This window comes from Azospira sp. MPR-LB4 (assembly GCF_058809525.1).
In genome coordinates this window covers 2,507,913-2,532,334 of the sequence record NZ_CM179521.1, presented here as the reverse complement: position 1 = coordinate 2,532,334, position 24,422 = coordinate 2,507,913, and the positions used below count along the sequence as shown (strand labels likewise).

The window sequence follows — 24,422 nt, the reverse complement described above, 5'->3', positions numbered from 1 at the left end:
TCTGGGCGCCGCTTCCCGGCCAGTTCCCGGTCAGCTTTCGTCAGTTCAATCTATTAACTAGTACATAACGGCGGGGCCTGGGGGCGTGTTAAAAAGCGCCCGGCTTCGCGGTGCAGGGAGGTGTTCATCCGCGAGGCTTTCCAATAACAAACAAGAAGCATCGCCGAGCCTTTCATGAAAAATTTCCCGTTATCCAGGCAGATCCTGGTGGCAGCCGCCATTGCCGTGGCCGTGATGGTTGCCGTATTGAGCAGCGTCGTCACCTACCTGGCCCGCGAGGCCGCCATCAAGCAGACCGAGCAGTCCCTGCAGGAGCAGACTGCCCTCATCGTCACCACCCTGGAGTTCGCCCAGGAGACCCTGAAACTGCGGGCCCTGGACAACCTGCGGGTATTCGAGCGCTCCCTGGACGGACACATCCGGGCCAGCGGCCGCAGCATCGCCACCGGCAAGGAACAGCTGCCGGAACTGCTGCTGGGCAATACGCCCATCAACGGCAATACCCCCCTGCTGGAGGCCTACCGCAAGGCCAACCCGGGCCGGGAGCCGTCCTTCGTCATCCGCAGCGGCGAGCGCTACTACCGGGGTGCCACCCTGCTCAAGAACGCGGCCGGCGAATCCCGCAACGGCGAGGCCCTCTCCGACAAGGAGGAGTACGTGGCCTATCTCAACCGGGGCGAGCCCTACGCCGGCACCATCCAGCGCAACGGCAAGATGTACGCCCTGGCCGCCATGCCGATCAAGGACGACAGCGGCAAGGTCCTGGGGGGCATCACCCTGCGCCTGGACGCGGAGGACAACATTGCCCTGCTGAAGAAGAAGCTCTTGGGCCTGACTGTGGGCAAGAGCGGCTACCCCTACATCATTTCCCAGCCCTACGGCGACCAGACGGAGAGCGTCTACATCATCCACCCCACCCTGGAAGGCAAGAAGACCGGCGAGGCCGGCCCCATGGCCAAGCACGTCACCGACCTGCTGAACGCCAAGCGCAACGGGGTGGTGGAATACAAGTGGAAGGACAAGGAGGGCCGGGAGCGGGACAAGATCGTGGTGGTCAAGGAACTGCCCGAGCTGCACTGGATCGCCGCCATCGGCTCCTGGACCGACGAATTCACCGAAGACACCCTGGCCCTGCGCAACCAGGTGCTGGTCCTGGCCCTGGTACTCGGCATCGCCCTCATGCTGGCCATCGCCCTCCTCGCCCAGCAGCGCCTGAAGCCGGTGACCGCCGTGGTGGAAGCCGCCAACCGCCTGGGCGACGGCGACCTGTCGGTGCAGCTCCGGGGCGCCGAGGCCAGCCGCAACGAGGTGGATGTGCTGTCCCGCGCCCTAGGCCAGGCGATCACCGCCATCCGTGGCCTGATCGCCAATCTGCAGAGCACCAGCCAGACCCTGAACGGCACCGCCGCCGAAATCTCCGACGCCTCGGGCGAACTCAACGGCGCCACCGCCAGCCAGAGCGAAGCGGCCGCCTCCATGTCGGCTTCCGCCGAGGAGCTTTCCGCCAGCATCCACCTGGTGGCCGAGAGCGCCCAGGCGGCCCTGGCCCTCACCGAAGAGGCACGCCAGGTGGCCGACTCCAGCCTGGGCACGGTCAGCCAGGCGATCAGCGCCATGGGCCAGACCGCCGATGCCGTGCGGCATTCGGCAGAGCAGGTAGGCGAGTTGGGGCGCCGCTCCCAGGAAATCGAGCACGCCCTCTCCGCCATCAAGGGCATCGCCGAACAGACCAACCTGCTGGCCCTCAACGCCGCCATCGAGGCGGCCCGGGCCGGCGAGGCGGGCCGCGGCTTCGCCGTGGTGGCCGACGAGGTGCGCAAACTGGCGGAGCAGTCCGGCCATACCGCCCAGGAAATCTCCAGCATCCTCTCCCAGGTGGGCGTGGGCGTGAACACGGTGCAGGACACCATCGCCCAGGCCGTGACCCGGGCTGCCGACTCGGTCCAGGCCTCCCGCCAGCTGGAGGAGGCCCTGACCCGGGTTTCCCAGCGCTCGGCCCAGGTCAGCAACGCCATCCAGGACATTGCCGGCGCCACCCGCGAACAGTCCGGTGCCGCCCAAAGCATCGCCCGGGAAATCGAGCAGGTGGCCAGCATGGCCGAAGAGACCGGCTATGCCGCCCAGGCCAATCTGGAGCGGGCCGCCAAGCTGGTGGCGGCCGCCGACAATCTGCAACGGGACACCCAGCGCTTCAGCCTCTGAGGCATGTCTGGGCTCCCGACCAAGCCCGGCTCCGGCCGGGCTTTTTTGTACCGGTCCCGGGAACGGCGGCCAACCGGCGGCGCCTGCAACGGCCCCGCCCGGCAAGGCCTGCATTGGTGCGGGATGCCGGCCATTCTTGACAAATCCCAATAGAATCAATATAGTGCGCACATCGCCGCTTCGCGGCGTTATTTTTTTCAGTCGGTCCCTTACCCGCCTCCCCTCTGCTGAGGCGACTGCCCTTCCCTCCAACCGGGCCGACTGCGGAGGCGCTTCTGCCGCCTCCCGATTTCTTGAACCCCACTGTCACCGTATTCGCGTCCCGAGGTTGTCGACGCGGTGGCCACAGGAAAGGAGAGAGAGCGCATGTCTTCCACCTTCTCGCTCAAGTACATGTCCCGGCGCGTCAGTTGCGCCTTCAACCTGCTGCAGGTCTGTCTGGTGGTGGCCGTCCTGGCCCTGCTGGTGACGGCCAGCCCCTTGTTCGCCGAAAACGCACTGAACGGCGCCGAAAACACGGCCGAAGCCGAAACCGAGGCCGGCGTTGCCGCCGCCGAAGTGATTCAGGCCCCGGCCCTGGCCGCCGTCGCTCCCGACCCCGCTGCCGACGAGCCCCTCAGCCCCCGCATGCGGGCGGCCCTGGGCTATGTGGCCCAGCGCTACCGGGTTTCCGCCGATGCCCTGCGTCCCATTTTCCACGCCGTGCAGAGCACCAGCCAGGAACTGAGCCTGGACCCCCTGCTGATCGTCGCCGTCATCGGCGTCGAATCCCGTTTCAATCCCTTCTCCCAGAGTGTCATGGGTGCCCAGGGCCTGATGCAGGTGATCCCCCGCTTCCACAAGGACAAGCTGCCGGCCAACGCCGGCAAGGCGCCCCTGCTGGACCCGGTGACCAATGTGCGGGTCGGTTCCCTGGCCCTGGAAGAGGCCATCCGCCGCAACGGCGGCCTCATGGAAGGCCTGCAGCAGTTTGCCGGCGCCACCCGGGACGAGGACCAGACCTACGCCACCAAGGTCCTCTCCGAGAAGCAGCGCCTTGAGGATGCGGCCAACCGCCGCCTCGGCCGCGGCTGAGGCCACGCCGTCCCCACCCCATCGGGCCTGACCTTGCGTCAGGCCTTTTGCATTGGGGCGTGCCTTTCTTCAGGCTCAGGTCGCCGCCGGCCCCTTTTTATCCACCAGGCCGATGCTGAGCCGGGCCAGGCCGATGCCCAGGGCCAGGGTGACGAAGCCGGCGCTCCAGCCGCCGACCCCGTGCCGGCCGAAGGCGTCCAGGGCCATGCCGAAGGCCACCGGGCCGACGAAGCCGCCGGCGAAGCCGATGCAGGCGTAGAGGGCCAGGGCCTTGCCGCGCCGGTCCGGCGGCGTTTCGGTGAGCAGGCCGGCGGTCATGGCGGCCGAATCCAGGTTCATGGTGGCGGCGTAGGCCAGCAGCAGCACCATGGCCCACCAGCCGTGGCCGCCCACATTGCCCATCAGCGCCACCAGCAGGGCCATGGCGGCGGACAGGTTCATCACCCGGCGCAACCAGACGGTGCGGCCCCAGCGATGGGCGCCCTCGTTGCCCAGGATGCTGGCCGGCACGGCGAGGAAGGTGGCCAGGGCGGCGACGATGCCCGGAGCCGCCGTCAAAGCCGAGGGCGTCTGCAGGTGGGACCAGGTGAGGTAGGCCACCAGCCAGGAGCGGAAGCCGAACAGCTCCCAGTTGTGGCCGCAGTAGGCGCCGCAGAAGGCCAGGATGCGCCGGTCCCGCAGCACGCTGCGCCAGCCGCCGTCGCCGCTGCCGGCGGCAGTGGCAGGCAGCTTGGGCGGCAGGGCGAAGGCGATCAGGGCCACGGCGGCAGCCACCGCAGCCGCCGCCAGGGCAAACAGCAGGGGCCAGGGCAGCAGGCGGCCCAGGCCTTCCAGCAGCAGGTAGGAAAGGCCGGCGCCGGTACCGAAGGAAGCGGTGTAGAAGGCCGTGCCCCGGGACTGGAAAGCCACCGGCAGGCGGTCGGTAAGGGCCCGCAGGCCCGGCATGTAGGTGCCGGCCAGGCCGAAGCCGGCCACCAGCCAGCACAGCAGGCCGGGCACGAAGCCCCGGGCGAAAAGGGCGAAGGCGGCCAGGGCCAGGGCGGAGAGGCTGGCCGCCAGGAGGTAGATGCGGCGGGCGTCGTAGCGGTCGGTGAGGCTCACCAGCAGGGGCACGGCGGTGATGTAGCCGAGGAAGAAGACGCCGCCGAGCCAGCCGCCCTCGGTGGCGGAGAGCCCCCATTCGGCGGTGAAGGTGGGCAGCAGGGTCGGCACCAGGGCGAAACCCAGCATGGTGAGTATCTCGGCACCGCAGCAGAGCAGCACCAGACGCCAGGGGAAAGCGGCAGGAACGGTCACGGCGACGACGGGGGCGCCCTAGGACACCAGGCCCTTGGGCGCCAGATACTTGTAGAGGATTTCCAGGCGGGACAGCGGGTCTTCCAGTTCCAGCAGCTTCTGCTGGGCCAGGGGCTGCACCGGCATGACCTCGGACAGGCGGTAGCCGACCCAGCTGGCGTCGTCGAAGGCGTGGGGCGGCGGCAGGCGCTCCGGCCCCAGGTCGGCGGCGATCTGTTCCAGCAGGGGCACCAGGGGCGCCAGCCCTTCCGGCACCGGAGTGAAGGGCGCCTCCTCCAGCACTTCCACCCGGGCCCGCAGCAGGCCGTCGGCCTGGGTTTCGCGTTCCAGGATGCGGAAGCGGTGGTCGCCGGCCACGGTGAGATGCAGGATGCCCAGCTGGGGCATGTCCCACTGGCGGATGAAGGCCAGGGTGCCGACCCCGTGGGGCGCCGCCGGGGCCCCCACTTCCTTGCCCTCGGCGATGAGGCAGACGCCGAAGGGCCGCTTGTTCTTCATGCAGTCGCTGGCCATGTCCAGGTAGCGCTGCTCGAACACCTTGAGGGGTAGCACGCCGCCGGGAAACAGCACCGTGTGCAGGGGAAAGAGGGGGATTTCCAGCACCTCGGGCGTCGCCTGGCCGGCGGGTTCCTTGCCCAGCAGTCGTTCCAGCCAGCCCATCAGCCCTCCTCCCCGGCTTCGCCCCAGCGGGCCATGAGCCGGTGCGGCACCGCCAGCTGGTCGAGGATGCGGGCGACGACGAAATCCACGATCTCCTGCACGCTCTGCGGGTGATGGTAGAAGCCCGGATTGGGCGGCAGGATCACCGCCCCGGCCTGGGACAGGCGCAGCATGTTCTCCAGGTGGATGGAGGAAAAGGGCGTCTCCCGGGGTACCAGCACCAGGAGGCGGCGCTCCTTCAGCACCACGTCGGCGGCCCGCTCGATGAGGTTGTCCGAGAGGCCCTGGGCGATGGCCGCCAGGGTGCCCATGGAACAGGGGCAGACCACCATGGCATCCGGCGGATTGGAGCCGGAGGCCACCGGGGCAAACCATTCCTCCCGCCCGTACACCTCCAGGCGCCCCGGCAGGTCGGCATGGCGCTGGCGGAAATAGGCCGCCACCTCCTGGGGCCGGGAGGGCAGCTCCAGGTCCATCTCCTGTTTGGCGACTATCTGGGCAGCCTGGGAGTAAAGCAGCTGGACGCGGCAGCCGGCGGCAAGCAGGCATTCCAGCAGGCGCACCCCGTAGGGCAGGCCGGAGGCGCCGGTGAAGGCGAGGCAGACGGTCTTAGACATGGGCGGACTCCGCGGCGGCCGCTTCGGCCGCCAGGGGGGTGGAGAGGAAACGGGCGGCGATGAGGCCGTTCACCGTGCCGAAGAAAAGCGCGGCGCAGGCGAACAGGGGCGCCAGGAGAAAGACCCCGTCATGGGGGATGAGCCAGGCCCGGGCCAGGAGGATCTGCCCGGCCATGTGGGCGAAGGCGGCAATCACCGACAGGCTGACCGGGCCGAACCAGCGCCCCGGCAGGTGCCGCGCTGCCCCCAGGGCCAGCAGGCTGAACAGGGCGCCGGTGGCGGAAAGGAAGAAGCCGGGAGCCAGGAACTGGCCCAGCAGCAGGCTGCCGGCCAGCACCCGCAGGCCCGTCACCCAGGCAGCAGCCCGCCAGCCGCAGCGGGCCAGGACGATGAGGGTGACGATGTTGGCCAGCCCCGGCTTGACCCCGGGCAGGGGCGTGGGAATGGCGGCGTCGATGAGGGAGAGGCCGATGGCCGCCGCCGCCAGGCGGGCGATGCGGTGGTCCTCGGCGCTGAGGGGAATGCGCAGCACCCGGCGGCAGTCCGCGTCAGTAGCTGAGGGAGTCATAGGCGGAGGTGCGGCCGGCGATCTGCAGGCTGACGTGGTTGGGGGCGCAGATGGCGATCTCGCCGGGACGGGCCAGCCAGCCCTGGCGCACGCAGTACTGGCGCGGCCCGGGGTCGGCGGCGACGCGGGCCCGGCCGGGCTCCACGGCAATGACGGTGCGGCCCAGGGGGCCGGGCACTTCCAGGGTGCGGCGCTGTTTCAAATCCACTTCGGCAAAGACCTGGCCGCCGCTGCGCACCACCGCCTTTTCCGCCACCCCGCCCTGCCAGGCCAGGGGAAAGAGGCCGGCGCAGAGCACGGCCCCCAGGCCCAGGGTCAGCCAGTCGCCGGGACGCAGCAGGTGGCGCCATTCCTGCCAGCGCTGGCCCAGGGAGGGAGCGGCCGCCGCCGCCGGCTCACTTGGCGGCATCGGACAACTGCCGGTGACGCAGCAACACCCGCAGGCCATCGTTGCCGCCTTCGTCTTCGCCGTCGCGGAACTGGCGGGCCAGCCACTCGGCCAGGTACACGGAGCGGTGCTGGCCACCGGTGCAGCCCACGGCCACCGTCAGATAGCTGCGGCTGTCGCGCACATAGCTGGGCAGCCACTGGGAAACGAAATGGAAAATGTCCGCCGCCATGCGGCCCACGTCCTCCTGGGCTTCCAGGTAGTCGATCACCGGCTGGTCGCGGCCGGTGAGGGGGCGCAGGTCCGGGTCGTAATGGGGATTGGGCAGGCAGCGCACGTCGAAGACCAGGTCCGCGTCCAGGGGAATGCCGTGCTTGAAGCCGAAGGACTGGAACAGCAGGGTCAGGCCGTGGCTGGCGTCGGCGGCGATGAACTGGCGCACCCAGTCGCGCAGGGTGGCGGCCTTGAGGTCGCTGGTGTCGATGTGGTGGCCGAGCAGGGCGATCTCTTCCAGCAGCTCCCGCTCCTCCCGGATGGCCTCCACCAGGGTGCGGGACTCGGTGGCCAGGGGATGGCGGCGGCGGGTCTCGGAGAAGCGCTTGAGCAGGGTCTCGTCCTTGGCGTCGAGGAAGAGGAAGCGCAGCTCCACCTTGGCCTTGAGGCTATCCAGCAGCCGCGGCAGCTCCCGGATGCCGGCGCCGCCGCGCACGTCCATGGCCACCCCGACCTTGCTGTAGCCCTGGGCGGAAAGGGAGTCGATGAGCTGGGGCAGCAGCTCCGATGGCAGGTTGTCCACGCAGTAGTAGCCGCCGTCTTCGAGGACGTTGAGGGCGATGGACTTGCCGGAGCCGGAGAGGCCGGAGATGAGGACCAGATGCATGGGGGCGGAGAGCAATCGGAAGGCGGAGGTATAAAGGGCGGGCCGGTGTGGGCCCGGTCCCCGGAGCATAGCGGCGGGGGCTTTCGCGATCAAGCCGGGGCGGCATACACTGTCGGGCCCCGGTTCGATCACCGACCGTCACGCAAGTTCATCGCCATGCACCTGCTCAGCATTCCCTTCCTGCCCGAACTGACCGCCCTGCGCCGGGACATTCACGCCCATCCGGAACTGGCTTTCGACGAGAGCCGCACCGCCGACATCGTGGCCCGGGAGCTGGAACGCTACGGTATCGAGGTGCACCGGGGCATCGCCAGAACCGGTGTGGTCGGCGTCCTCAGGAATGGCAGCTCCAAGCGCGCCATCGGCCTGCGCGCCGACATGGACGCCCTGCCCCTGGAGGAGAAAAACGAATTCCCCCACCGCTCCCGCCATGAAGGGAAGATGCACGCCTGCGGCCACGACGGCCACACCGCCCTGCTGCTGGGGGCGGCCCGCTGGCTGGCGGAGCAGCGCAACTTCGACGGCACCGTGGTCTTCATCTTCCAGCCCGCCGAGGAGTCGGAAGGCGGCGCCGCCGTCATGATCGAGGACGGCCTGTTCGAGAAATTCCCGGTGGACGCGGTGTACGGCCTGCACAACTGGCCCGGCATTCCCCTGGGGGAGATGGCCATCATGCCCGGCCCGGTGATGGCCGGCACCTGCGCCTTCGAGATCGCCATCCGCGGCCACGGCTGCCACGCCGCCATGCCCCACCAGGGGGTGGACCCCATCGTCGCCGGCAGCCAGCTGGTGCAGGCCCTGCAGACCGTGGTCAGCCGCACCCTGCATCCCTGCGAATCGGCGGTGGTCTCGGTCACCCAGTTCCACGCCGGCTCGGCCTGGAACATCATTCCCGACGACGCTATCCTGCGCGGCACCATCCGCACCTTCAAGCCGGAAGTGCAGGAAACGGTGGAGCGGGCCATCGAGCGTCTGGTCAGCGGCGTCGCCGCCGCCACCGGGGCCCAGATCGGCGTCACCTTCGACCACCGCTATCCGCCCACGGTCAATTCTGGCCCCGAAACCGAAGTCTGCCGCCACGCCGCCCGGGCCGTGCTGGGCCACGAGCGGGTCATCACCGACGCCCTGCCCTCCATGGGCGCCGAAGACTTCGCCTACATGCTGCGGGAAAAGCCCGGCTGCTACGTCTGGCTGGGCAACGGCCCTGGCACCGGCGGCTGCACCCTGCACAACCCCCACTACGACTTCAACGACGAGGCCCTGGCGGTGGGTATTTCCTACTGGGTCAGCCTGGCCGAGACCGCCCTCAAGCCGGTCTAGGCCGCTGTCCCTGCCTGGCCGGCCCGGAGGGCCACGTAACGTTCGCTGATGAACTGCTCGAGGGCCCGGGTCAGATCATTGCCGGACAGGCCGGATGCCAGTTCCCGGGCCCGGGCGACAAACTCATCCTGAGCGACGCCGGCCCCCTCGGCCAGTTGCAGCCACAGGGAACGCTGTGGCGTCACCGCCTCCGTCACTTCGGGCATTTCCAGTCCTTCCTGCTGCCAGCGGGTCTTCCAGCCAGCCATGGGGTCCCAGACCCGGGGCGTGTCGTCCCCGGCCGCCGGCTCCGCTTGCGGCTGATCCGCCATCAAGACACCCATGGCCCGGGAAATATCCAGTTCGCGCTGGGCGTCGGCTTCGGTCATGGGCGCCTTCCAACCATCGATCTGGACCTTCATCGACAGATTGAGCAGGCGGTTGAAGCGGGCCTGCTTTTCCGGGTCCGGATTGTTGTGCCCGATTTCCTTCATCTCCTGGCGGAACTGCTGCAACAGGGCCTCGTTCTCCGGCAGCAGGGGCAGGTTGGCGACGCTGTCCGGCAGATAACCACCGCCGGGGGCCGGCTGGCGCTGCTCCAGCCGGCCCCGGGCTTCGGCCATGATGTCCTCGGGAAAGTCCCGGCTCATCCAGTACTCCGCATCCGGCAGCTTCAGGCCCTGGCCGGTGTCATTTCTTGCCGCCTCCCGGGCGGCGCTGGAAATGGTGACGCTGGCACTGGGCGCCGCTGCCGCCGGGGTGGAGGCGGCCTCTGCGGTATCCCGCTGGCGGCCCAGGGCTGCGGCGGAAATGCGGCTAATGCCGGCATAGCCGCTGACTGCGGCAAGGGCAGAGGTGGTGCTCATCAATCGTCTCCTGGCGGCGCGGCAAAGTCTACCGCGGGGTGGCTTATGCCCGACTTCCACGCAGAAGTCATGCCAGAAACGTAAAGCCAGGTTAACGCGCCACCAGCCAGCCCTCTTCTTCCTGCAGCACGCCGGCCCGCAGCAGGTCGGCGGTGAGCCATTCCGCCGTTTCCTCCTCGTCCATGGCCAGGTAGCGGGCGGCCACGGAGCGGGGGAAGCTGAGGCTGGCGATGAGGCCCGGCAGTTCGCGGCGCTGCACCCGGCGCTTTTCCAGCAGGTAGAAGACCAGCATCACCTTGAGGGCGTGGCGGGCCAGGCGTTCGATGGAACTCTCGAAGCCGGCCAGGCGGGAATAGGCCCGCTCGAAGCTTTCGCCGATGTCGGCAAAGGGGGCACCGTGGCCGGGAATGACCGCCCGGATGGGCAGGGCGGCCAGCATGTCCAGGGTCTGGCGGGTGGTGCGCAGACCATCGCCTCCCAGCAGTTCGGCGAAGATGACGCCGAAGCCGTCCTGCCACAGTGCGTCGCCGGAGATGAGGATGCCCTGGTCGGCATTGAAATAGGCCAGGGCGTCCATGTCGTGGCCGGGCACGGCCAGGGCCTGCCATTCCAGGCCGCCCAGGGTCAGCCGGTCGCCGGCGGCCAGGGTGGCGTCGTGCTGGAAGCGGGCCGCCTGCTGCCCCAGGGGCGAGAGCAGCAGGGCCTCCTCGTCCCACTCGGCAATGGTCGCCGCCATGCCGGCAGGCACCAGCACCCGGCAGCCGGTGGCGTGCTTCAAGGCGGCATTGCCGCCGATGTGGTCGGAGTGGGAGTGGGTGTTGATGAGGCGGGTCAGGCGGCGGCCGTCCAGGGCCTTTTCCACCAGGGCCAGGGTCTGGGCGGCGTGGGTGACGTAGCCGCTGTCCACCAGGGCCGCTTCTTCATCCTCGATACAGAGAACGTTGTTGGAGGAGAGCCAGCCCCGCTCCAGCACCAGCAGGGAAGCGGGCAGCCGGGGCGGCGGCGCCACGGATCGGGAGGATGCCATCAGTCGCTGCCTGGGCCGAGTTCGGCCTGCACATTGGCCGGCAGGGGCGCCTCCGGCTCAGCCGACGGCAACGGCTGGGGGACCGGCAGCGGCTCCCCGTCGCCGAAAATCTCGGCCTCGCTGCGGCCGCAGCCGATGCAGTAGCCGTCCTCCATGGTGCAGATACCGATGCAGGGGTTGTCCTGTTCGCTCATGGCAGACTCACTGATGGCCGCTGCCGACGGCAGCAGCAGGGGGATTCCTGAGCCTGCCGGCGCTCTTCCACCGCGGCCAGCACGGCCAGGCGCGCTTCGTCCGCAGCGCCGGCCCAGGCGGCGATTTCCTCCAGGGTGCGCAGGCAGCCCCGGCACAGGCCGGAGGCGGCATCCATCTGGCAGATGTTGATGCAGGGTGAGGCAACGGCCATGACAGTCTCGTCCGACAAAAAAGGGGCCGGGGTAGACCCGGCCCGCTACGGGGGGTTCCGTTTCAGCCGGCGCACTTGGCCAGCAGGGCCCGGGCGGCCTTGGAGGCGGACTCCCGCCCCAGGTGGGCGGAAATGAAGGCGCCGGCTTCCACCAGCCGCTGCAGGTCGATGCCGGTGCTGATGCCCAGGCCCTCAAGCAGATAGACCACGTCTTCCGTGGCCACGTTCCCCGAGGCGCCCTTGGCGTAGGGGCAGCCGCCCAGGCCGGCGACGGAGGCGTCGAACACCGCCAGGCCCAGCTGCAGGGAAGCGTAGATATTGGCCACGGCCATGCCGTAGGTGTCGTGGTAGTGGCCGGCGAGCTTGGCCATGGGCACGTGGCGGGCGCAGGCCTCCAGCAGGCGGGAAACGCTGGCCGGATTGCCGACGCCGATGGTGTCGCCCAGGGAGACTTCGTAGCAGCCCATGTCGTAGAGGATCTTCGCCACTTCGGCGGCCTTCTCCGGCGCCACGGCGCCCTCGTAGGGACAGCCGACAACGCAGGAGACGTAGCCCCGCACCTTGATCTCCAGGGCCGAGGCGGCGGACACGATGGGCTCGAAGCGCTTCAGGCTTTCGGCGATGGAGCAGTTGATGTTCTTCTGGGAAAAGGCCTCGGAGGCGGCACCGAAGATGGCCACCTCGGTGGCTCCGGCCTCCACCGCCGAGTCGAAGCCCTTCAGGTTGGGCGTCAGCACCGGGTAGGCGACCCCGGGCTGCTGGCGGATGCCGCGCAGCACCTCGCTGTTGTCCCCCATCTGGGGCACCCACTTGGGGGAGACGAAGGAGGTGGCCTCCACCGCCGGCAGGCCGGCGGCGGCCAGGCGTTCGATCAGTTCGATCTTCACCGCCGTGGGCACCACCTGCTTTTCATTCTGCAGGCCGTCCCGGGGGCCGACCTCGACGATCTTGACGTGGGTGGGTAGGGGCATGGTCAGTCTCCGCTAGGGTCAGGCCGGCAGGGGCGACATGAGGGCCTCGCCGGGGGCGGGCCCCGGCTGCCGCTCCAGCAGGCCGCCGGCGGTGGTGGCCGGCAGGGGACGGTGGAAGTAATAGCCCTGGTAGGCGGTACAGCCCAGGGCGGTGAGGAAGTCGAGCTGCTCCCGGGTCTCCACCCCTTCGGCCACGGTGGCGCAGCCCAGCACCCGGGACAGGGACAGGATGGATTTGACGATCAGGGCCTTCTTCTCCTGGCCGGGCAGGTCGGCGATGAAGGAGCGGTCGATCTTGATGGCGGAGACGGGGAATTCGTTGAGCTTGGAGAGGGAGGAATAGCCGGTACCGAAGTCGTCGATGAGCAGGGCGAAGCCCCGCTCCCGCAGGGCCTGGGCATTCTCCACCGCCAGCCGTTCGTCGCGGATGAGGCCGGTCTCGGTGATCTCGATCTCCACCAGGGCCGGCGGAATGTGGTGCCGGGCCAGGGTCTCCCCCAGGCGGTGCACGATGTCGGGACGGACGATGTCCAGGGCCGACAGGTTGATGGCCACCGGCAGCAGGCGGCAGCCTTCGCCCTGCCAGCGCTGGAGCTGGCGGCACACCTGCTCCAGGACGAAATCGGTGAGGCGGTGCATGAGGCCGGTGCGCTCCGCCAGGGGAATGAACTCCGCCGGGCTCACCGCCCCCAGGCGCGGGTGCTGCCAGCGCAGCAGGGCCTCGAAGCCCAGCACCTTGCCGTCGGCCAGGCACTTGGGCTGGTACACCAGCTCCAGGCCGCTGTCGTCCAGTTCCCGCAGGGCCAGTTCCAGATCCAGCTGGCGGTGGTGGCGCTGCTCCATTTCCTGATCCAGCACCGCGACGCTGCCTTCGGGCAGGTTGCGCGCCAGCTCCAGGGCCGTCTGCACCCGCTGCAGGGCCTCGTCCGCGCCCTCATCCAGCCGCGCCGCGGTGACGCCCACGGCCACCGGCACCGGCACCGCCAGGCCGCTGTCGGGCAGGGCCAGCTCCCGGGGCAGTTGCTGCAGCAGGCCCCGGGCCCGGGCTTCGGGCGCCTCCCCCGGCTCCAGGGGCAGCAGCAGGGCGAAGGTCACCCCGGCGGTGCGGGCCAGGAAGGCGTCGGCCGGCAGGTGCTCCGCCAGGGCCTGGCCGTAGGCCCGCAGCAGGGCGTCGCCGATGGCCGGACCGAGGCGGTCGTTCACCGCCCGCAGATTGGTCAGGCGCAGGTTGAGCAGGGCCCAGGCCCGCTCCTCCCCCGCCTGGCCCAGTTCCTCGAAACGCTGGCGCAGGTATTGCCGGTTGGGCAGGCCGGTGAGGGTGTCGTGCAGTTCCAGGTAGGAGGCGTTGGCGGCGCTGCGGGCCAGGGCCAGCTTGGCTTCCCGCAGGGGGGTGTCGTCCCGCAGGATGACCAGGAAATTGCCGTCGTGCTCCAGACGCCGGGGCTGCACCGTGACCCAGCGCAGCTGGCCGTCGGGGCGCCGCACCTGGCGCTCGCCCCCCAGCTCCTCCGGCTTGCGGCCCCAGATGCCCAGGTAGCGCTGCATGTTCTGCCCCTCTTCCAGCTGCTCGCTGCTCACCCCCAGGAGCTGGGCCGCCTGGGTGTTGGCCTTGATGATGTGGCCGCCGCGGCCGCAGATGAGCAGGGCCATGCCGGAGTGGTCGAACATGTCGCGGAAGACGCTGTTGCTGCGGGACAGCCGCTGATTGCTCACCGCCAGCTGCACGCCGCGGAATTCCAGGGCCTGGAGGGCGCGGAAGACGGCCAGGGGCACGCACAGGTTAAAGAAGAGGAAGACCAGGGTCTGGATGTAGGCGTGGCTCTCGGGCAGGGTGATGGAGTACTGGGGTCCCAGGGGATTGAGCAGGGGCTGGTTGCGCAGCAGCACCGCGAAGAGCAGGGTGTTGAGCAGCATCATGAGCACGGCCGAGCGCATGCCGAAGAACAGGCGGGCCACCAGGGGCGCGCTGTAGGCGAAGATGATGCCGAGCTTGGCTATCTCGAAGACGTCGACGAAGAAGAGGATGTGCAGGCTGGCGGCGTAGATGGTGAGCAGCAGGAAGCCGGCACCCAGGCGCACGTTGCGCAGGGCGGCATAGATGGCCGCGGCCAGCAGCAGGTAGAAGCCGGTGACGATGACGGGGATGTGGTACAGCCCGAGGCCGATGGCCTGCCAGGAACTGTGGGCCGCCACCAGGAACTCGAGGCAGATGCCGGAGATGAGGATGATGCGCAGCGCGCTCTGTCGCCACACCGGCTCGCCCAGTTCGGGCGCTTCCGGCTCGTGGAGGAGGAACAGTCTGGCAAGTTTTTTCAGCATGGTGGCGGCATACCTGAGGAAACCTGAACGGCTCAAGGGGCGGGCGGACCAGGGCCCCGTTCCTGGGGTGCAAAACCGGCGAAGACTATCCGCCATCATAGCAGCCCCGGGACGCGCGCCAAGCCTTATTGTTGCGGCACTATCCCCGGAGAATGGCTACTGTCGCCGATCTCCGGGGTATGCTCCGTTCAGGCCGCCGCTTCCGGCGCGAAATCCACCAGCTCGGCCCCGTCGGCAACCTGCTCGCCAACGGCATAGCGGAAGCCCTTGAGATTGCCCTGCTTCGGCGCCGTGATGGTGTGCTCCATTTTCATGGCCTCCAGGATCAGCAGGGGCGTTCCCTTTGCCACCGGCCCCGGCTGGGCCAGCAGGGCCACCACCTTGCCCGGCATGGGGGCGGTGAGGCCGCCGCCCTGGGCGCCGCCGGCTTCCACCAGGTGCAGGGGATCGTGGCGCTCGATGACGTAGGTGCCGCTGTTGAGGAAGACGTGGCGTTTCTCAGCCACGGCCACCACGCTGGCCATCAAGCGCCGGTCTTCCAGCTCCACCGCCAGCCGGTCGTGGGCCAGCAGGCGGCCCCGGACCAGCAGGGTGTCGTTGCGCAGGGTCAGCTGCCAGTCCTCGCCGGCATAGGCCACGCCCACGTCCACCTGGGTCTCGCCGACCCGGAAGCTGACGGTGCGGCGGGCGGCAATGTTCATGCGCCAGCCGTCGCGCCGGTTCCACGGCGACCAGGGATCGCCGCTGCGCCGGCCCTGCTGGGCCGCCAGATCCCGCTCCCGCAGCAGCTCGGCCACGGTGGCGGTGAGGATGACGTCCCGCGGCACTTCCGGGCTCTCGGGAAAGAGGAAGTCCTGCTGCCGCTCGATCAGGCCCGTGTCCAGGTCGGCGCCGGCGAAGGCGGGGCAGGACACCAGACGGGAGAGGAAGTCGATGTTGGTGGTGACGCCCACCACCCGGTAGTCGGCCAGGGCCTGGCGCATGCGGGCCAGGGCGGCCTCCCGGTCCTCGTCCCAGACGATCAGCTTGGCGATCATGGGGTCGTAGTGGGGCGTGATCTCGTCGCCCTCCTCGACGCCGGTGTCCACCCGCACATTGAGGCCCTCGGCCGGCGGCACCAGGTGCAGCAGGCGACCGGTGGAGGGAAGGAAGCCCTTGCCCGCGTCCTCGGCGTAGATGCGGGCCTCCAGGGCATGGCCGCGGATCTGCAGCTGCTCCTGGCGCAGCGGCAGGGCTTCGCCGGCAGCGACCCGCAGCTGCCATTCCACCAGGTCCTGGCCGGTGATCATTTCGGTGACGGGGTGCTCCACCTGCAGGCGGGTGTTCATCTCCATGAAGTAGAAGGAGCCGTCCTGGTTGGCGATGAATTCCACGGTGCCGGCACCGACGTAGCCGACGGCCTTGGCAGCGGCCACGGCGGCCTCGCCCATCTGGCGACGGCGCTCCGGCGTCATGCCCGGCGCCGGGGCCTCTTCCAGCACCTTCTGGTGGCGGCGCTGCACCGAGCAGTCCCGCTCGAAGAGATAGACGCAGTTGCCCTGGCTGTCGCCGAAGACCTGGATTTCGATGTGGCGCGGCCGGGTGATGTACTTCTCCACCAGCACCTGGTCGTTGCCGAAGGAGGAACGGGCCTCCCGCTGGCAGGAGGCCAGGGCGGCGATGAAGTCCTCGCCCTTGTCCACCAGGCGCATGCCCTTGCCGCCACCGCCGGCAGCGGCCTTGATCAGCACCGGGTAGCCGATGGCGTCGGCCTGCTGCTTGAGGAATTCCGGCTCCTGGTTGTCGCCGTGGTAGCCCGGGGTGAGGGGCACGGCGGCTTTTTCCATGAGGGCCTTGGCGGCGCTCTTGGAGCCCATGGCGCGGATGGCGGAGGCGGGCGGGCCGATGAAGACGACGCCGGCGGCGGCGCAGGCCTCGGCAAAATCGGCGTTCTCGGAGAGGAAGCCGTAGCCCGGGTGGATGGCCTGGGCGCCGGTGCGCCGGGCGGCGTCGAGAATCTTCTCGGCCACCAGGTAGGATTCCCGCGCCGCGGCCGGGCCCAGCAGCACCGCCTCGTCGGCCAGGCGCACATGGCGGGCGTTGGCATCGGCCTCGGAGTAGACGGCCACGGTGCGGATGCCCAGACGGCGGGCGGTCTTGATGACGCGGCAAGCGATCTCGCCGCGGTTGGCAATCAGGATCTTGCTGAACATCTTGTCTCCTCCGGGCCCCCGTCTAGGCGCGGGGGCTTGGGCATGTTGGGGTGGGGTGCGGCTTCAGTCGGTGATCCAGTGGGGCTTGCGCTTCTCCAGGAAGGCGGCGATGCCTTCCCGGCCTTCCGCCGAGGCCCGCATGGCGGTGATGCGCCGGGCGGTGTCGGCGATCACGGCATCGTCGATGGGCTGGTTGGCCACGGCCCGGATCAGCTCCTTGCTCGCGGCCTGGGCAGCGGGGCCGTTCTTCAGCAGCTTGTCCACGATCTCGCCCACGGCCTCGTCCAGCTGCTCCTCGCTCGGCACGATCTCGTGCAGCAGCCCCAGGCGGTAGCCTTCGGCGGCGGAAAAACGCTCGGCGGTGAGGAAGTAGCGGCGGCACTGGCGCTCGCCCAGGGCGGCGATGACGTAGGGGCTGATGACGGCGGGAATGAGGCCCAGCTTCACTTCCGTCAGGGCGAACATGGCGTCGTAGCTGGCCACCGCCACGTCGCAGGCGGCCACCAGGCCGACCCCGCCGCCGTAGGCGGGGCCCTGGACCCGGGCCACGGTGGGCTTGGCCAGGGTGTTGAGGGTGCGCAGCAATTCCGCCAGGTTGCCGGCGTCGGCCAGGTTCTGCTCCGGGGTGTAGCCGGCGGCCCGCTTCATCCAGTTGAGGTCGGCCCCAGCGCAGAAGCTCTTGCCGGTGGCGGAGAGCACCACCACCCGCACCGCCGGGTCGGCTTCCAGCTGCTTCAAGCCGGCGGTGATTTCCGCCATCAGGGTCTCGTCGAAGGCGTTGTGGCGGTCCGGCTTGTTGAGGGTGAGGATGCCGACGGGGCCGTCCACTTCGATGAGGATGGAGCTGAAGGTCATGGTCTTGTTCTCCCTGTGCGTTACATGCGGAATACGCCGAACCGGGTCTCTTCCGCCGGCGCATTCATGGCCGCCGAGAGCCCCAGGCCCAGCACCCGACGGGTGTCCGCCGGATCGATGATTCCATCATCCCACAGGCGGGCGCTGGCGTAGTAGGGGTGGCCCTGGGTTTCGTACTGCTCCCGGATGGGGCGGCGGAATTCCTCCTCCTCCTCCGCGCTCCACTGCTTGCCCGCCGCTTCCAGACCGTCCCGCTTCACCGTGGCCAGCACGCTGGAAGCCTGCTCGCCGCCCATCACCGAGATGCGGGCGTTGGGCCACATCCAGAGGAAGCGGGGCGAGTAGGCCCGGCCGCACATGCCGTAGTTGCCGGCACCGAAGGAGCCGCCGATGACCACGGTGAACTTGGGCACCTTGGCAGTGGCCACGGCGGTCACCATCTTGGCCCCGTCCCGGGCGATGCCGCCGTTTTCGTACTTGCGCCCCACCATGAAGCCGGTGATGTTCTGCAGGAACACCAGGGGGATGTTGCGCTGGGCGCACAGCTCGATGAAGTGGGCGGCCTTGAGGGCCGATTCGGAAAAGAGGATGCCGTTGTTGGCGACGATGCCCACCGGGTAGCCCCAGATGCGGGCGAAGCCGCAGACGATGGTGGTGCCGTAGCGGGCCTTGAATTCGTCGAAGTCGGAACCGTCCACGATGCGGGCGATGATCTCGCGCACATCGAAGGGCTTCTTGGTGTCGGTGGGGATGACGCCGTACAGCTCCTCGGCGGCGTAGAGGGGCTCCACCGGCTCGCTGAGGCTGACCGAGGGCTGCTTCTGCCAGTTGAGGTTCTTGACGATGCGCCGGGCGATGGCCAGGGCGTGCTGGTCGTTCTCGGCGTAATGGTCGGCGACGCCGGAGACGCGGGTATGCACGTCGGCCCCGCCCAGGTCCTCCGCCGTCACCACCTCGCCGGTGGCGGCCTTCACCAGGGGCGGACCGCCGAGGAAGATGGTGCCCTGCTCCTTGACGATGATGGACTCGTCGGACATGGCCGGCACGTAGGCGCCGCCGGCGGTGCAGGAGCCCATCACGGCGGCGATCTGGGGAATGCCCTGGGCCGAGAGATTGGCCTGGTTGAAGAAGATGCGGCCGAAGTGCTCCTTGTCCGGGAAGACCTCGTCCTGCATGGGCAGGAAGGCGCCGCCCGAATCCACCAGGTAGATGCAGGGCAGGCGGTTCTCCAGGGCGATCTCCTGGGCCCGCAGGTGCTTCTTCACGGTCATGGGGTAGTAGGTGCCGCCCTTCACCGTGGCGTCGTTGGCGACGATCATGCACTCCACGCCATTGACCCGGCCGATGCCGGCGATCACCGAGGCAGCCGGCACGTCGCCGCCGTACATGCCGTGGGCCGCCAGCTGGCCGATCTCCAGGAAGGGAGTGCCCGGGTCCAGCAGGGCGCTGACCCGCTCCCGGGGCAGCAGCTTGCCCCGGGCGATGTGCTTCTGCCGCGCCGCCTCCGGCCCGCCCAGGGCGATGCGGGCCATCTGCTGGCGCAGATCCGCCACCAGCCCCGCCATGGCATCGGCGTTGTGCTGGAAGTCCTCGGACCGGGGATTGAGTTGGGTTTTTAGTATGGTCATGTCTCCTCGCTTCTTATAGTTCGGGGTGGATGCGGACAAGTTGCAGCCCCGGCCAGGAGACAGCCTCCGCTCCATTTCGGCACGGCCCCGACAAGGCGGCCGGCAGGGAAAGGGTGCGGGGCAGGCTCATGGCTAGAGCTGACCTTCCTTTTCCACCCACTTGATGACGCTGGGGGGTTCATAGGCGGCCATGCGCTTGAGCAGGGCGGCGGGATCGATATCGGCCAGCAGCAGGTTGCGATGCACTTCCCGCACGAAACCCTCGTCCCGGGCCCGGTCGCACAGGGCCAGCAGCGGCGCGTAATAGCCCACAACGTCGAGGATGGCGGCGGGCTTGCCGTGGAAGCCGAGCTGGGCCCAGGTGAGGATTTCCCACAACTCCTCGAAAGTGCCGAAGCCGCCGGGCAGGGCGATGAAGCCATCGGCCAGCTCGGCCATGCGGGCCTTGCGGGTGTGCATGGAATCCACCACCTCCAGGCGCGTCAGCCCCGGATGGCCGACCTCCTTGTCCATCAGGGACTGGGGAATGACGCCGGTGACGCTGCCGCCGGCAGCCATGCAGGCATCGGCCACGGCCCCCATGAGACCCACGTTGCCGCCGCCGTAGACCAGTTCAATACCCTCCCGGGCCAGCAGGGTGCCAAGGCCTTCGGCGGCCTGGCGGTATTCGGGACGGTTGCCGAAGCTGGAACCGCAAAAGACGCAAATTCGTTTCATGTACTTTCCACCTTGGATGAAGCCAAAGCGGACAAGCATAGCGCGAGGCGGCAGGGAGGGGCCATGGCGGATGCAGTTGCCCGGGGGTGGAAAGTCATGACGGACACGACAAACACTCAGAAGGTGCCGTGGGCCAGCCAGCGTTCGATCTGGGGCAGACGGTCGGCGCCCCAGAAGGGCTCGCCGTCGATGAAGATGAAGGGGGCGCCGAAGACGCCGCGGGCGATGGCGGCATCGCACTCCTGGCGCAGCCGGGCCTTCATTTCCTCGCTCTGGATGGCGGCAGCCAGGGCCGCCGGATCGGCGCCGGCCTGCACGGCCAGCTCGGTCACCACGGCCGTATCGGAGATGTCCCGGTCGTGCACGAAGAGGGCGCGGAAGACGGCATGGGCAAAGGCCCGGGCCTGGGCGCAGTCCTGCTGGTGCAACCAGTAGTAGGCCCGCGCCGCAGCCTGGGTAGGCAGGGGGAACTTGCTGGGAAAGCGGAAAGGCAGGCCGAGGTAGCGGGCCGAGCGGTCGAAGTCCCGCCGGGAATAGTCGCCCTTGAGGGGAATCTCGGTCAGGGGGGCGCTGCCGGTGGCCCTGAAGACCACACCGAGCAGAATGGGCCGCCATTTGACCTGGCGCCCGTACCGGGCAGCGAGAGCGTCGATCTGCTCGCTGGCCAGGTAGGCGTAGGGAGAGGAGAAGTCGAAGTAGAACTCCAAAGGCTCGGCCATGGCCATGCTCCTGTTGTTGCTCCGCGGGGTTGGGGTGCGGGGCGCCGTCGTTATTGTAGGCTGGCGCCCCGGTGTTGCCGGTACTGCTTACTCCTGGGCGATGCTGCGGCCGATCACCAGACGCTGGATGTCATTGGCGCCTTCGTAGATCTGGCTGATGCGCACGTCGCGGTAGATGCGCTCCACCGGGAAGTCGCTGGTGTAGCCGACGCCGCCGTGGATCTGGATGGCGTCGGAAGCGATCTTCTCGGCAGCCTCGGAGGCGAACATCTTGGCCATGGAGGCTTCCTTGAGGCAGGGCTTGCCCGCATCCTTCAACGCGGCGGCGCGCCACACCATGAGGCGGGCGGCGTCGAGCAGGGTGTTCATGTCGGCCAGGCGGAAATTGACGGCCTGGTGCTCGATGATGGGCTGGCCGAAGGTGACCCGCTCCTTGGCGTAGCGCACGGCGGCCTCGAAGGCGGCCCGGGCCATGCCGATGGACTGGGCGGCGATGCCGATGCGGCCGGCTTCCAGGTTGGAGAGGGCGATCTTGTAGCCCTCGCCTTCCTTGCCCAGCAGGGCGGAGGCGGGCACACGGCAATCCTCGAAAATGATCTGCACGGTGTCGGAGGCATGCTGGCCCATCTTCTCCTCGGTGCGGCCGACGATGAAGCCCTTGGTGTCGGTGGGCACCAGGAAGCAGGAGATGCCCTTCTTGCCGGCGGCCTTGTCGGTGACGGCGAAAACGATGGCCATGTGGGCGTGCTTGCCGGTGGTGATGAACTGCTTGACGCCGTTCAGCACGAAATGGTCGCCGTCCCGGTCGGCCCGGGTGGTGATGGCGGCCGCATCGGAGCCGGTGTGGGGTTCGGTCAGGCAGAAGCAGCCCAGCTTCTCGCCCCGGGCCAGGGGCTTGAGCCATTCTTCCTTCTGCTGGTCGGTGCCGTACTTCTGGGTGATACCGCAGGCCAGGGAGTTCTGCACCGAGACGATGGTGGAGGTGGCGCCGTCGCCGGCGGCGATTTCTTCCAGGGTCAGCACCAGGCTCATGTAGTCCATGCCGGCACCGCCCCACTCTTCGGGCACGCACATGCCCATGGCACCCAGCTCGCCCAGTTCCTTCAGGGCTTCGGCGGGGAAGGTGTGGTTCTTGTCCCATTCGGCGGCGAAGGGGGCCAGACGCTCCTGCGCGAAGGCGCGCATGGAGTCGCGGATCATTTCCTGTTCCTGCGTCAGAATCATTTGCTACTACTCCGTCTTGTCGTTTTCGGCGCGGCGCCCGTCCGGGGCGCCGCGGTTTGCATCAATGGGACAGGCTGGGCCCGTCTCAGAACATTTCCACGCCAACGGCCACGGCTTCGCCGCCGCCGATGCACAGGGAGGCGACGCCCTTCTTCTTGCCGTACTGCTTCAGGGCGCCGATCAGGGTCACCAGGATGCGGGCGCCGGAAGCACCGATGGGGTGGCCCAGGGCGCAGGCGCCGCCGTGCACGTTCACCTTGGCCGGGTCCAGCTTGAGGTCCTTGATGGCGGCCATGGTGACCACGGCGAAGGCTTCGTTGATTTCCCACAGGTCCACGTCGGCCACGTTCCAGCCGGTCTTCTGCATCAGCTTTTCCATGGCGAAGACGGGGGCGGTGGTGAACAGGTTGGGTTCCTGGGCGTGGGTGGTGTGACCGACGATCTTGGCGATGGGGGCAAGGCCCAGGACCTTGGCCTTGGATTCCTTCATCAGCACCAGGGCGGCGGCGCCGTCGGAGATGGAGGAGGAGTTGGCGGCGGTGACGGTGCCATCCTTCTTGAAGGCGGGCTTCAGGGCGGGGATCTTTTCGATCTGGGCCTTCAGGGGCTGCTCGTCCTGGTCCACCACCACATCGCCCTTCTTGCCGGCGATGGTGACGGGAGCGATTTCCCACTTGAACAGACCTTCCTTGATGGCCTTCTGGGCGCGCACGGTGGACTGGATGGCCCACTCGTCCTGGGCTTCGCGGGTGAAGCCGTAGGACTCGGCGCATTCCTCGGCGAAGGTGCCCATCAGGCGGCCCTTCTGGTAGGCATCCTCGAGGCCGTCGAAGAACATGTGGTCCAGCAGCTGGCCGTGGCCCAGGCGATAGCCGCCGCGGGCCTTGGGCAGCAGGTAGGGGGCGTTGGACATGGATTCCTGGCCGCCGGCGACGCCGATCTCGTAGGAGCCGGCCAGCAGGCTGTCGTGCACCATCATCACGGACTTGAGGGCGGAGCCGCACACCTTGTGGATGGTGGTGCAGCCGGCGGAGAGGGGCAGACCGGCGCCCAGGGCGGCCTGGCGGGCCGGGGCCTGGCCGACGCCGGCTTGCAGCACGTTGCCGAACACCACCTCTTCCACCTGTTCCGGCTTGATGCCGGCCCGTTCGACGGCGGCCTTGATGGCCGTGGCGCCGAGCTGGGGTGCGGTCAGGCTGTTGAAGTCGCCCTGGAAGCCACCCATGGGGGTGCGGGCAACGGAAACGATGACGATGGGGTCAGACATAGTGCTCTCCTAGGTTAAAGAATCTCCGACCGCCCGCCTGGCACCGCCAGGCCGACGGCCGGATTCAGTTTCATGCCGTTTCGGCAAATAGCTCCCGGCCGATCAGCATACGGCGGATTTCGCTGGTGCCGGCGCCGATCTCGTAGAGCTTGGCGTCGCGCCACAGGCGGCCGGTGGGGTATTCGTTGGTGTAACCGACGCCGCCCAGGGTCTGGATGGCGTCGCCGGCCATCCAGGTGGCCTTTTCGGCGGAATAGAGGATGGCGCCGGCGGCGTCCTTGCGCAGGCTGCGGGCATGGTCGGCCCGGTCGCAGGCCTGGCCCACGGCATAGACGTAGGCCCGGGTGGCCTGCCAGGTGGAATACATGTCGGCCAGCTTGCCCTGCATCAGCTGGAATTCGCCGATGGCAGTGCCGAACTGTTCCCGTTCGTGCAAGTAGGGCAGCACCACGTCCATGCAGGCCGCCATGATGCCCAGGGGGCCGCCGCAGAGCACGGCCCGCTCGTAGTCGAGGCCGCTCATCAGCACCTTGGCGCCGTTGCCGACGCCGCCGAGAACGTTCTCCTCCGGCACCTCGCAGTCGTCGAAGAACAGGGGGAAGGTGTTGGAGCCGCGCATGCCCAGCTTGTCCAGGTGGGTGCCGTGGCTGAAGCCCTTGAAGCCCTTTTCCACGATGAAGGCGGTCATGCCCTTGGCGCCGGCGTTGAGGTCGGTCTTGGCGTACACCACCAGGGTGTCGGCATCGCCGCCGTTGGTGATCCACATCTTGGAACCGTTGAGGACGTAGCGGTCGCCCTTCTTCTCCGCCTTGAGCTTCATGGAGACCACGTCGGAACCGGCATTGGGCTCGGACATGGCGAGGGCCCCGACCTGCGTGCCGGAGATCAGGCCGGGCAGGTACTTGGCCTTCTGGGCCGCAGTGCCGTTGCGGCGGATCTGGTTCACGCAGAGGTTGGAATGGGCGCCGTAGGAGAGGCCCACGGAGGCGGAGGCCCGGGAGATTTCCTCCATGGCCACGATGTGGGCCAGGTAGCCCATGGCAGTGCCGCCGTATTCCTCCTCGGCGGTCATGCCGAGCAGGCCCAGGTCGCCGAATTTCTGCCACAGGTCGGCGGGGAACTCGTTGTCCCTGTCGATCTGGGCCGCCCGGGGGGCGATTTCCTTGGCTGCGAAGGCGCGCACGGTGTCGCGCAGCATCTCGATGGTTTCACCGTGACCGAAGTCCAGGCTGGGAATGTGCATTTGT

General features: G+C 68.6%; 23 protein-coding genes. 3 read left to right on the top strand and 20 right to left on the bottom strand.

Going from position 1 to position 24,422, the window contains the following annotated elements:
* The first annotated feature begins 174 nt into the window (after positions 1-174).
* Positions 175-2,202, top strand: a complete 2,028-nt coding sequence (locus tag AC3QLZ_RS11925; RefSeq protein WP_014236103.1) for a methyl-accepting chemotaxis protein — start codon at positions 175-177, stop codon at positions 2,200-2,202.
* 366 nt (positions 2,203-2,568) lie between these two features.
* Entirely contained in the window at positions 2,569-3,276 is a 708-nt protein-coding gene (locus tag AC3QLZ_RS11920; protein ID WP_014236102.1) for a transglycosylase SLT domain-containing protein, read from the top strand.
* Positions 3,277-3,351: 75 nt separating this feature from the next.
* On the opposite strand, the gene AC3QLZ_RS11915 is transcribed toward AC3QLZ_RS11920, so the two are convergent.
* From AC3QLZ_RS11915 to rapZ, 6 genes are read right to left on the bottom strand one after another with little or no spacing between them, the layout of a single operon-like run.
* Positions 3,352-4,572: an MFS transporter gene (locus AC3QLZ_RS11915; RefSeq protein ID WP_014236101.1), complete on the bottom strand. Its 1,221-nt coding sequence runs from the start codon at positions 4,570-4,572 to the stop codon at positions 3,352-3,354.
* An 18-nt stretch (positions 4,573-4,590) separates the two neighbouring features.
* Positions 4,591-5,232 (bottom strand): LON peptidase substrate-binding domain-containing protein, encoded by a 642-nt coding sequence (locus tag AC3QLZ_RS11910; protein ID WP_014236100.1) that lies wholly within the window; start codon positions 5,230-5,232, stop codon positions 4,591-4,593.
* The gene (locus tag AC3QLZ_RS11905) at positions 5,232-5,849 is read right to left on the bottom strand and encodes a flavin prenyltransferase UbiX (protein ID WP_014236099.1); all 618 of its coding nucleotides are present in this window, start codon (positions 5,847-5,849) and stop codon (positions 5,232-5,234) included. The genes AC3QLZ_RS11910 and AC3QLZ_RS11905 overlap by 1 nt, the downstream gene beginning before the upstream one ends.
* The gene (locus AC3QLZ_RS11900) at positions 5,842-6,417 is read right to left on the bottom strand and encodes a Gx transporter family protein (RefSeq protein WP_014236098.1); all 576 of its coding nucleotides are present in this window, start codon (positions 6,415-6,417) and stop codon (positions 5,842-5,844) included. Before AC3QLZ_RS11900 ends, AC3QLZ_RS11905 begins: the two co-directional genes overlap by 8 nt.
* On the bottom strand, positions 6,398-6,826 hold the full coding sequence (locus AC3QLZ_RS11895) for a NusG domain II-containing protein (RefSeq protein ID WP_014236097.1): 429 nt from the start codon (positions 6,824-6,826) through the stop codon (positions 6,398-6,400). Before AC3QLZ_RS11895 ends, AC3QLZ_RS11900 begins: the two co-directional genes overlap by 20 nt.
* Positions 6,813-7,685, bottom strand: a complete 873-nt coding sequence (rapZ, locus tag AC3QLZ_RS11890) for an RNase adapter RapZ (RefSeq protein WP_014236096.1) — start codon at positions 7,683-7,685, stop codon at positions 6,813-6,815. Before rapZ ends, AC3QLZ_RS11895 begins: the two co-directional genes overlap by 14 nt.
* Positions 7,686-7,841: 156 nt before the next feature.
* On the opposite strand from rapZ, the gene AC3QLZ_RS11885 reads away from it, so the two are divergent.
* Positions 7,842-9,005 carry a M20 aminoacylase family protein gene (locus AC3QLZ_RS11885; RefSeq protein WP_014236095.1) on the top strand — a complete coding sequence of 388 codons (1,164 nt, stop codon included), beginning with the start codon at positions 7,842-7,844 and terminating at the stop codon, positions 9,003-9,005.
* Here AC3QLZ_RS11885 and AC3QLZ_RS11880 read toward each other — a convergent pair.
* The 14 genes from AC3QLZ_RS11880 to AC3QLZ_RS11815 all read right to left on the bottom strand — a co-directional run bounded on the left by AC3QLZ_RS11880 (position 9,002) and on the right by AC3QLZ_RS11815 (position 24,418).
* Positions 9,002-9,850 carry a hypothetical protein gene (locus AC3QLZ_RS11880; protein WP_014236094.1) on the bottom strand — a complete coding sequence of 283 codons (849 nt, stop codon included), beginning with the start codon at positions 9,848-9,850 and terminating at the stop codon, positions 9,002-9,004. The two genes, AC3QLZ_RS11885 and AC3QLZ_RS11880, sit on opposite strands and share 4 nt — an antisense overlap.
* Positions 9,851-9,941: 91 nt before the next feature.
* Positions 9,942-10,877, bottom strand: a complete 936-nt coding sequence (locus tag AC3QLZ_RS11875; protein ID WP_014236093.1) for an MBL fold metallo-hydrolase — start codon at positions 10,875-10,877, stop codon at positions 9,942-9,944.
* Positions 10,877-11,071, bottom strand: a complete 195-nt coding sequence (locus AC3QLZ_RS11870) for a DUF1289 domain-containing protein (RefSeq protein ID WP_014236092.1) — start codon at positions 11,069-11,071, stop codon at positions 10,877-10,879. Before AC3QLZ_RS11870 ends, AC3QLZ_RS11875 begins: the two co-directional genes overlap by 1 nt.
* Positions 11,068-11,283 (bottom strand): DUF1289 domain-containing protein, encoded by a 216-nt coding sequence (locus AC3QLZ_RS11865; protein WP_014236091.1) that lies wholly within the window; start codon positions 11,281-11,283, stop codon positions 11,068-11,070. Before AC3QLZ_RS11865 ends, AC3QLZ_RS11870 begins: the two co-directional genes overlap by 4 nt.
* A 62-nt stretch (positions 11,284-11,345) precedes the next feature.
* The gene (locus AC3QLZ_RS11860; RefSeq protein ID WP_014236090.1) at positions 11,346-12,254 is read right to left on the bottom strand and encodes a hydroxymethylglutaryl-CoA lyase; all 909 of its coding nucleotides are present in this window, start codon (positions 12,252-12,254) and stop codon (positions 11,346-11,348) included.
* Positions 12,255-12,272: 18 nt separating this feature from the next.
* Complete coding sequence (locus tag AC3QLZ_RS11855) at positions 12,273-14,573, bottom strand: putative bifunctional diguanylate cyclase/phosphodiesterase (RefSeq protein ID WP_014236089.1); 2,301 nt, start codon at positions 14,571-14,573, stop codon at positions 12,273-12,275.
* 188 nt (positions 14,574-14,761) lie between these two features.
* Positions 14,762-16,765: an acetyl/propionyl/methylcrotonyl-CoA carboxylase subunit alpha gene (locus tag AC3QLZ_RS11850; protein ID WP_014236088.1), complete on the bottom strand. Its 2,004-nt coding sequence runs from the start codon at positions 16,763-16,765 to the stop codon at positions 14,762-14,764.
* Between the two features lie 63 nt (positions 16,766-16,828).
* Positions 16,829-17,620 (bottom strand): enoyl-CoA hydratase/isomerase family protein, encoded by a 792-nt coding sequence (locus AC3QLZ_RS11845; RefSeq protein WP_014236087.1) that lies wholly within the window; start codon positions 17,618-17,620, stop codon positions 16,829-16,831.
* 20 nt (positions 17,621-17,640) lie between these two features.
* Positions 17,641-19,248 (bottom strand): carboxyl transferase domain-containing protein, encoded by a 1,608-nt coding sequence (locus tag AC3QLZ_RS11840; RefSeq protein ID WP_014236086.1) that lies wholly within the window; start codon positions 19,246-19,248, stop codon positions 17,641-17,643.
* Positions 19,249-19,380: 132 nt separating this feature from the next.
* Positions 19,381-19,965, bottom strand: coding sequence for an LOG family protein (locus AC3QLZ_RS11835; RefSeq protein ID WP_014236085.1), 585 nt, complete (start codon positions 19,963-19,965; stop codon positions 19,381-19,383).
* Positions 19,966-20,081: 116 nt separating this feature from the next.
* Complete coding sequence (locus AC3QLZ_RS11830; protein ID WP_014236084.1) at positions 20,082-20,684, bottom strand: 2-hydroxychromene-2-carboxylate isomerase; 603 nt, start codon at positions 20,682-20,684, stop codon at positions 20,082-20,084.
* A gap of 87 nt (positions 20,685-20,771) precedes the next feature.
* Entirely contained in the window at positions 20,772-21,908 is a 1,137-nt protein-coding gene (locus AC3QLZ_RS11825) for an acyl-CoA dehydrogenase (RefSeq protein ID WP_014236083.1), read from the bottom strand.
* Between the two features lie 85 nt (positions 21,909-21,993).
* The gene (locus AC3QLZ_RS11820; protein ID WP_014236082.1) at positions 21,994-23,175 is read right to left on the bottom strand and encodes an acetyl-CoA C-acetyltransferase; all 1,182 of its coding nucleotides are present in this window, start codon (positions 23,173-23,175) and stop codon (positions 21,994-21,996) included.
* A 70-nt stretch (positions 23,176-23,245) separates the two neighbouring features.
* Positions 23,246-24,418 (bottom strand): isovaleryl-CoA dehydrogenase, encoded by a 1,173-nt coding sequence (locus tag AC3QLZ_RS11815; RefSeq protein WP_014236081.1) that lies wholly within the window; start codon positions 24,416-24,418, stop codon positions 23,246-23,248.
* Positions 24,419-24,422 lie beyond the last annotated feature (4 nt).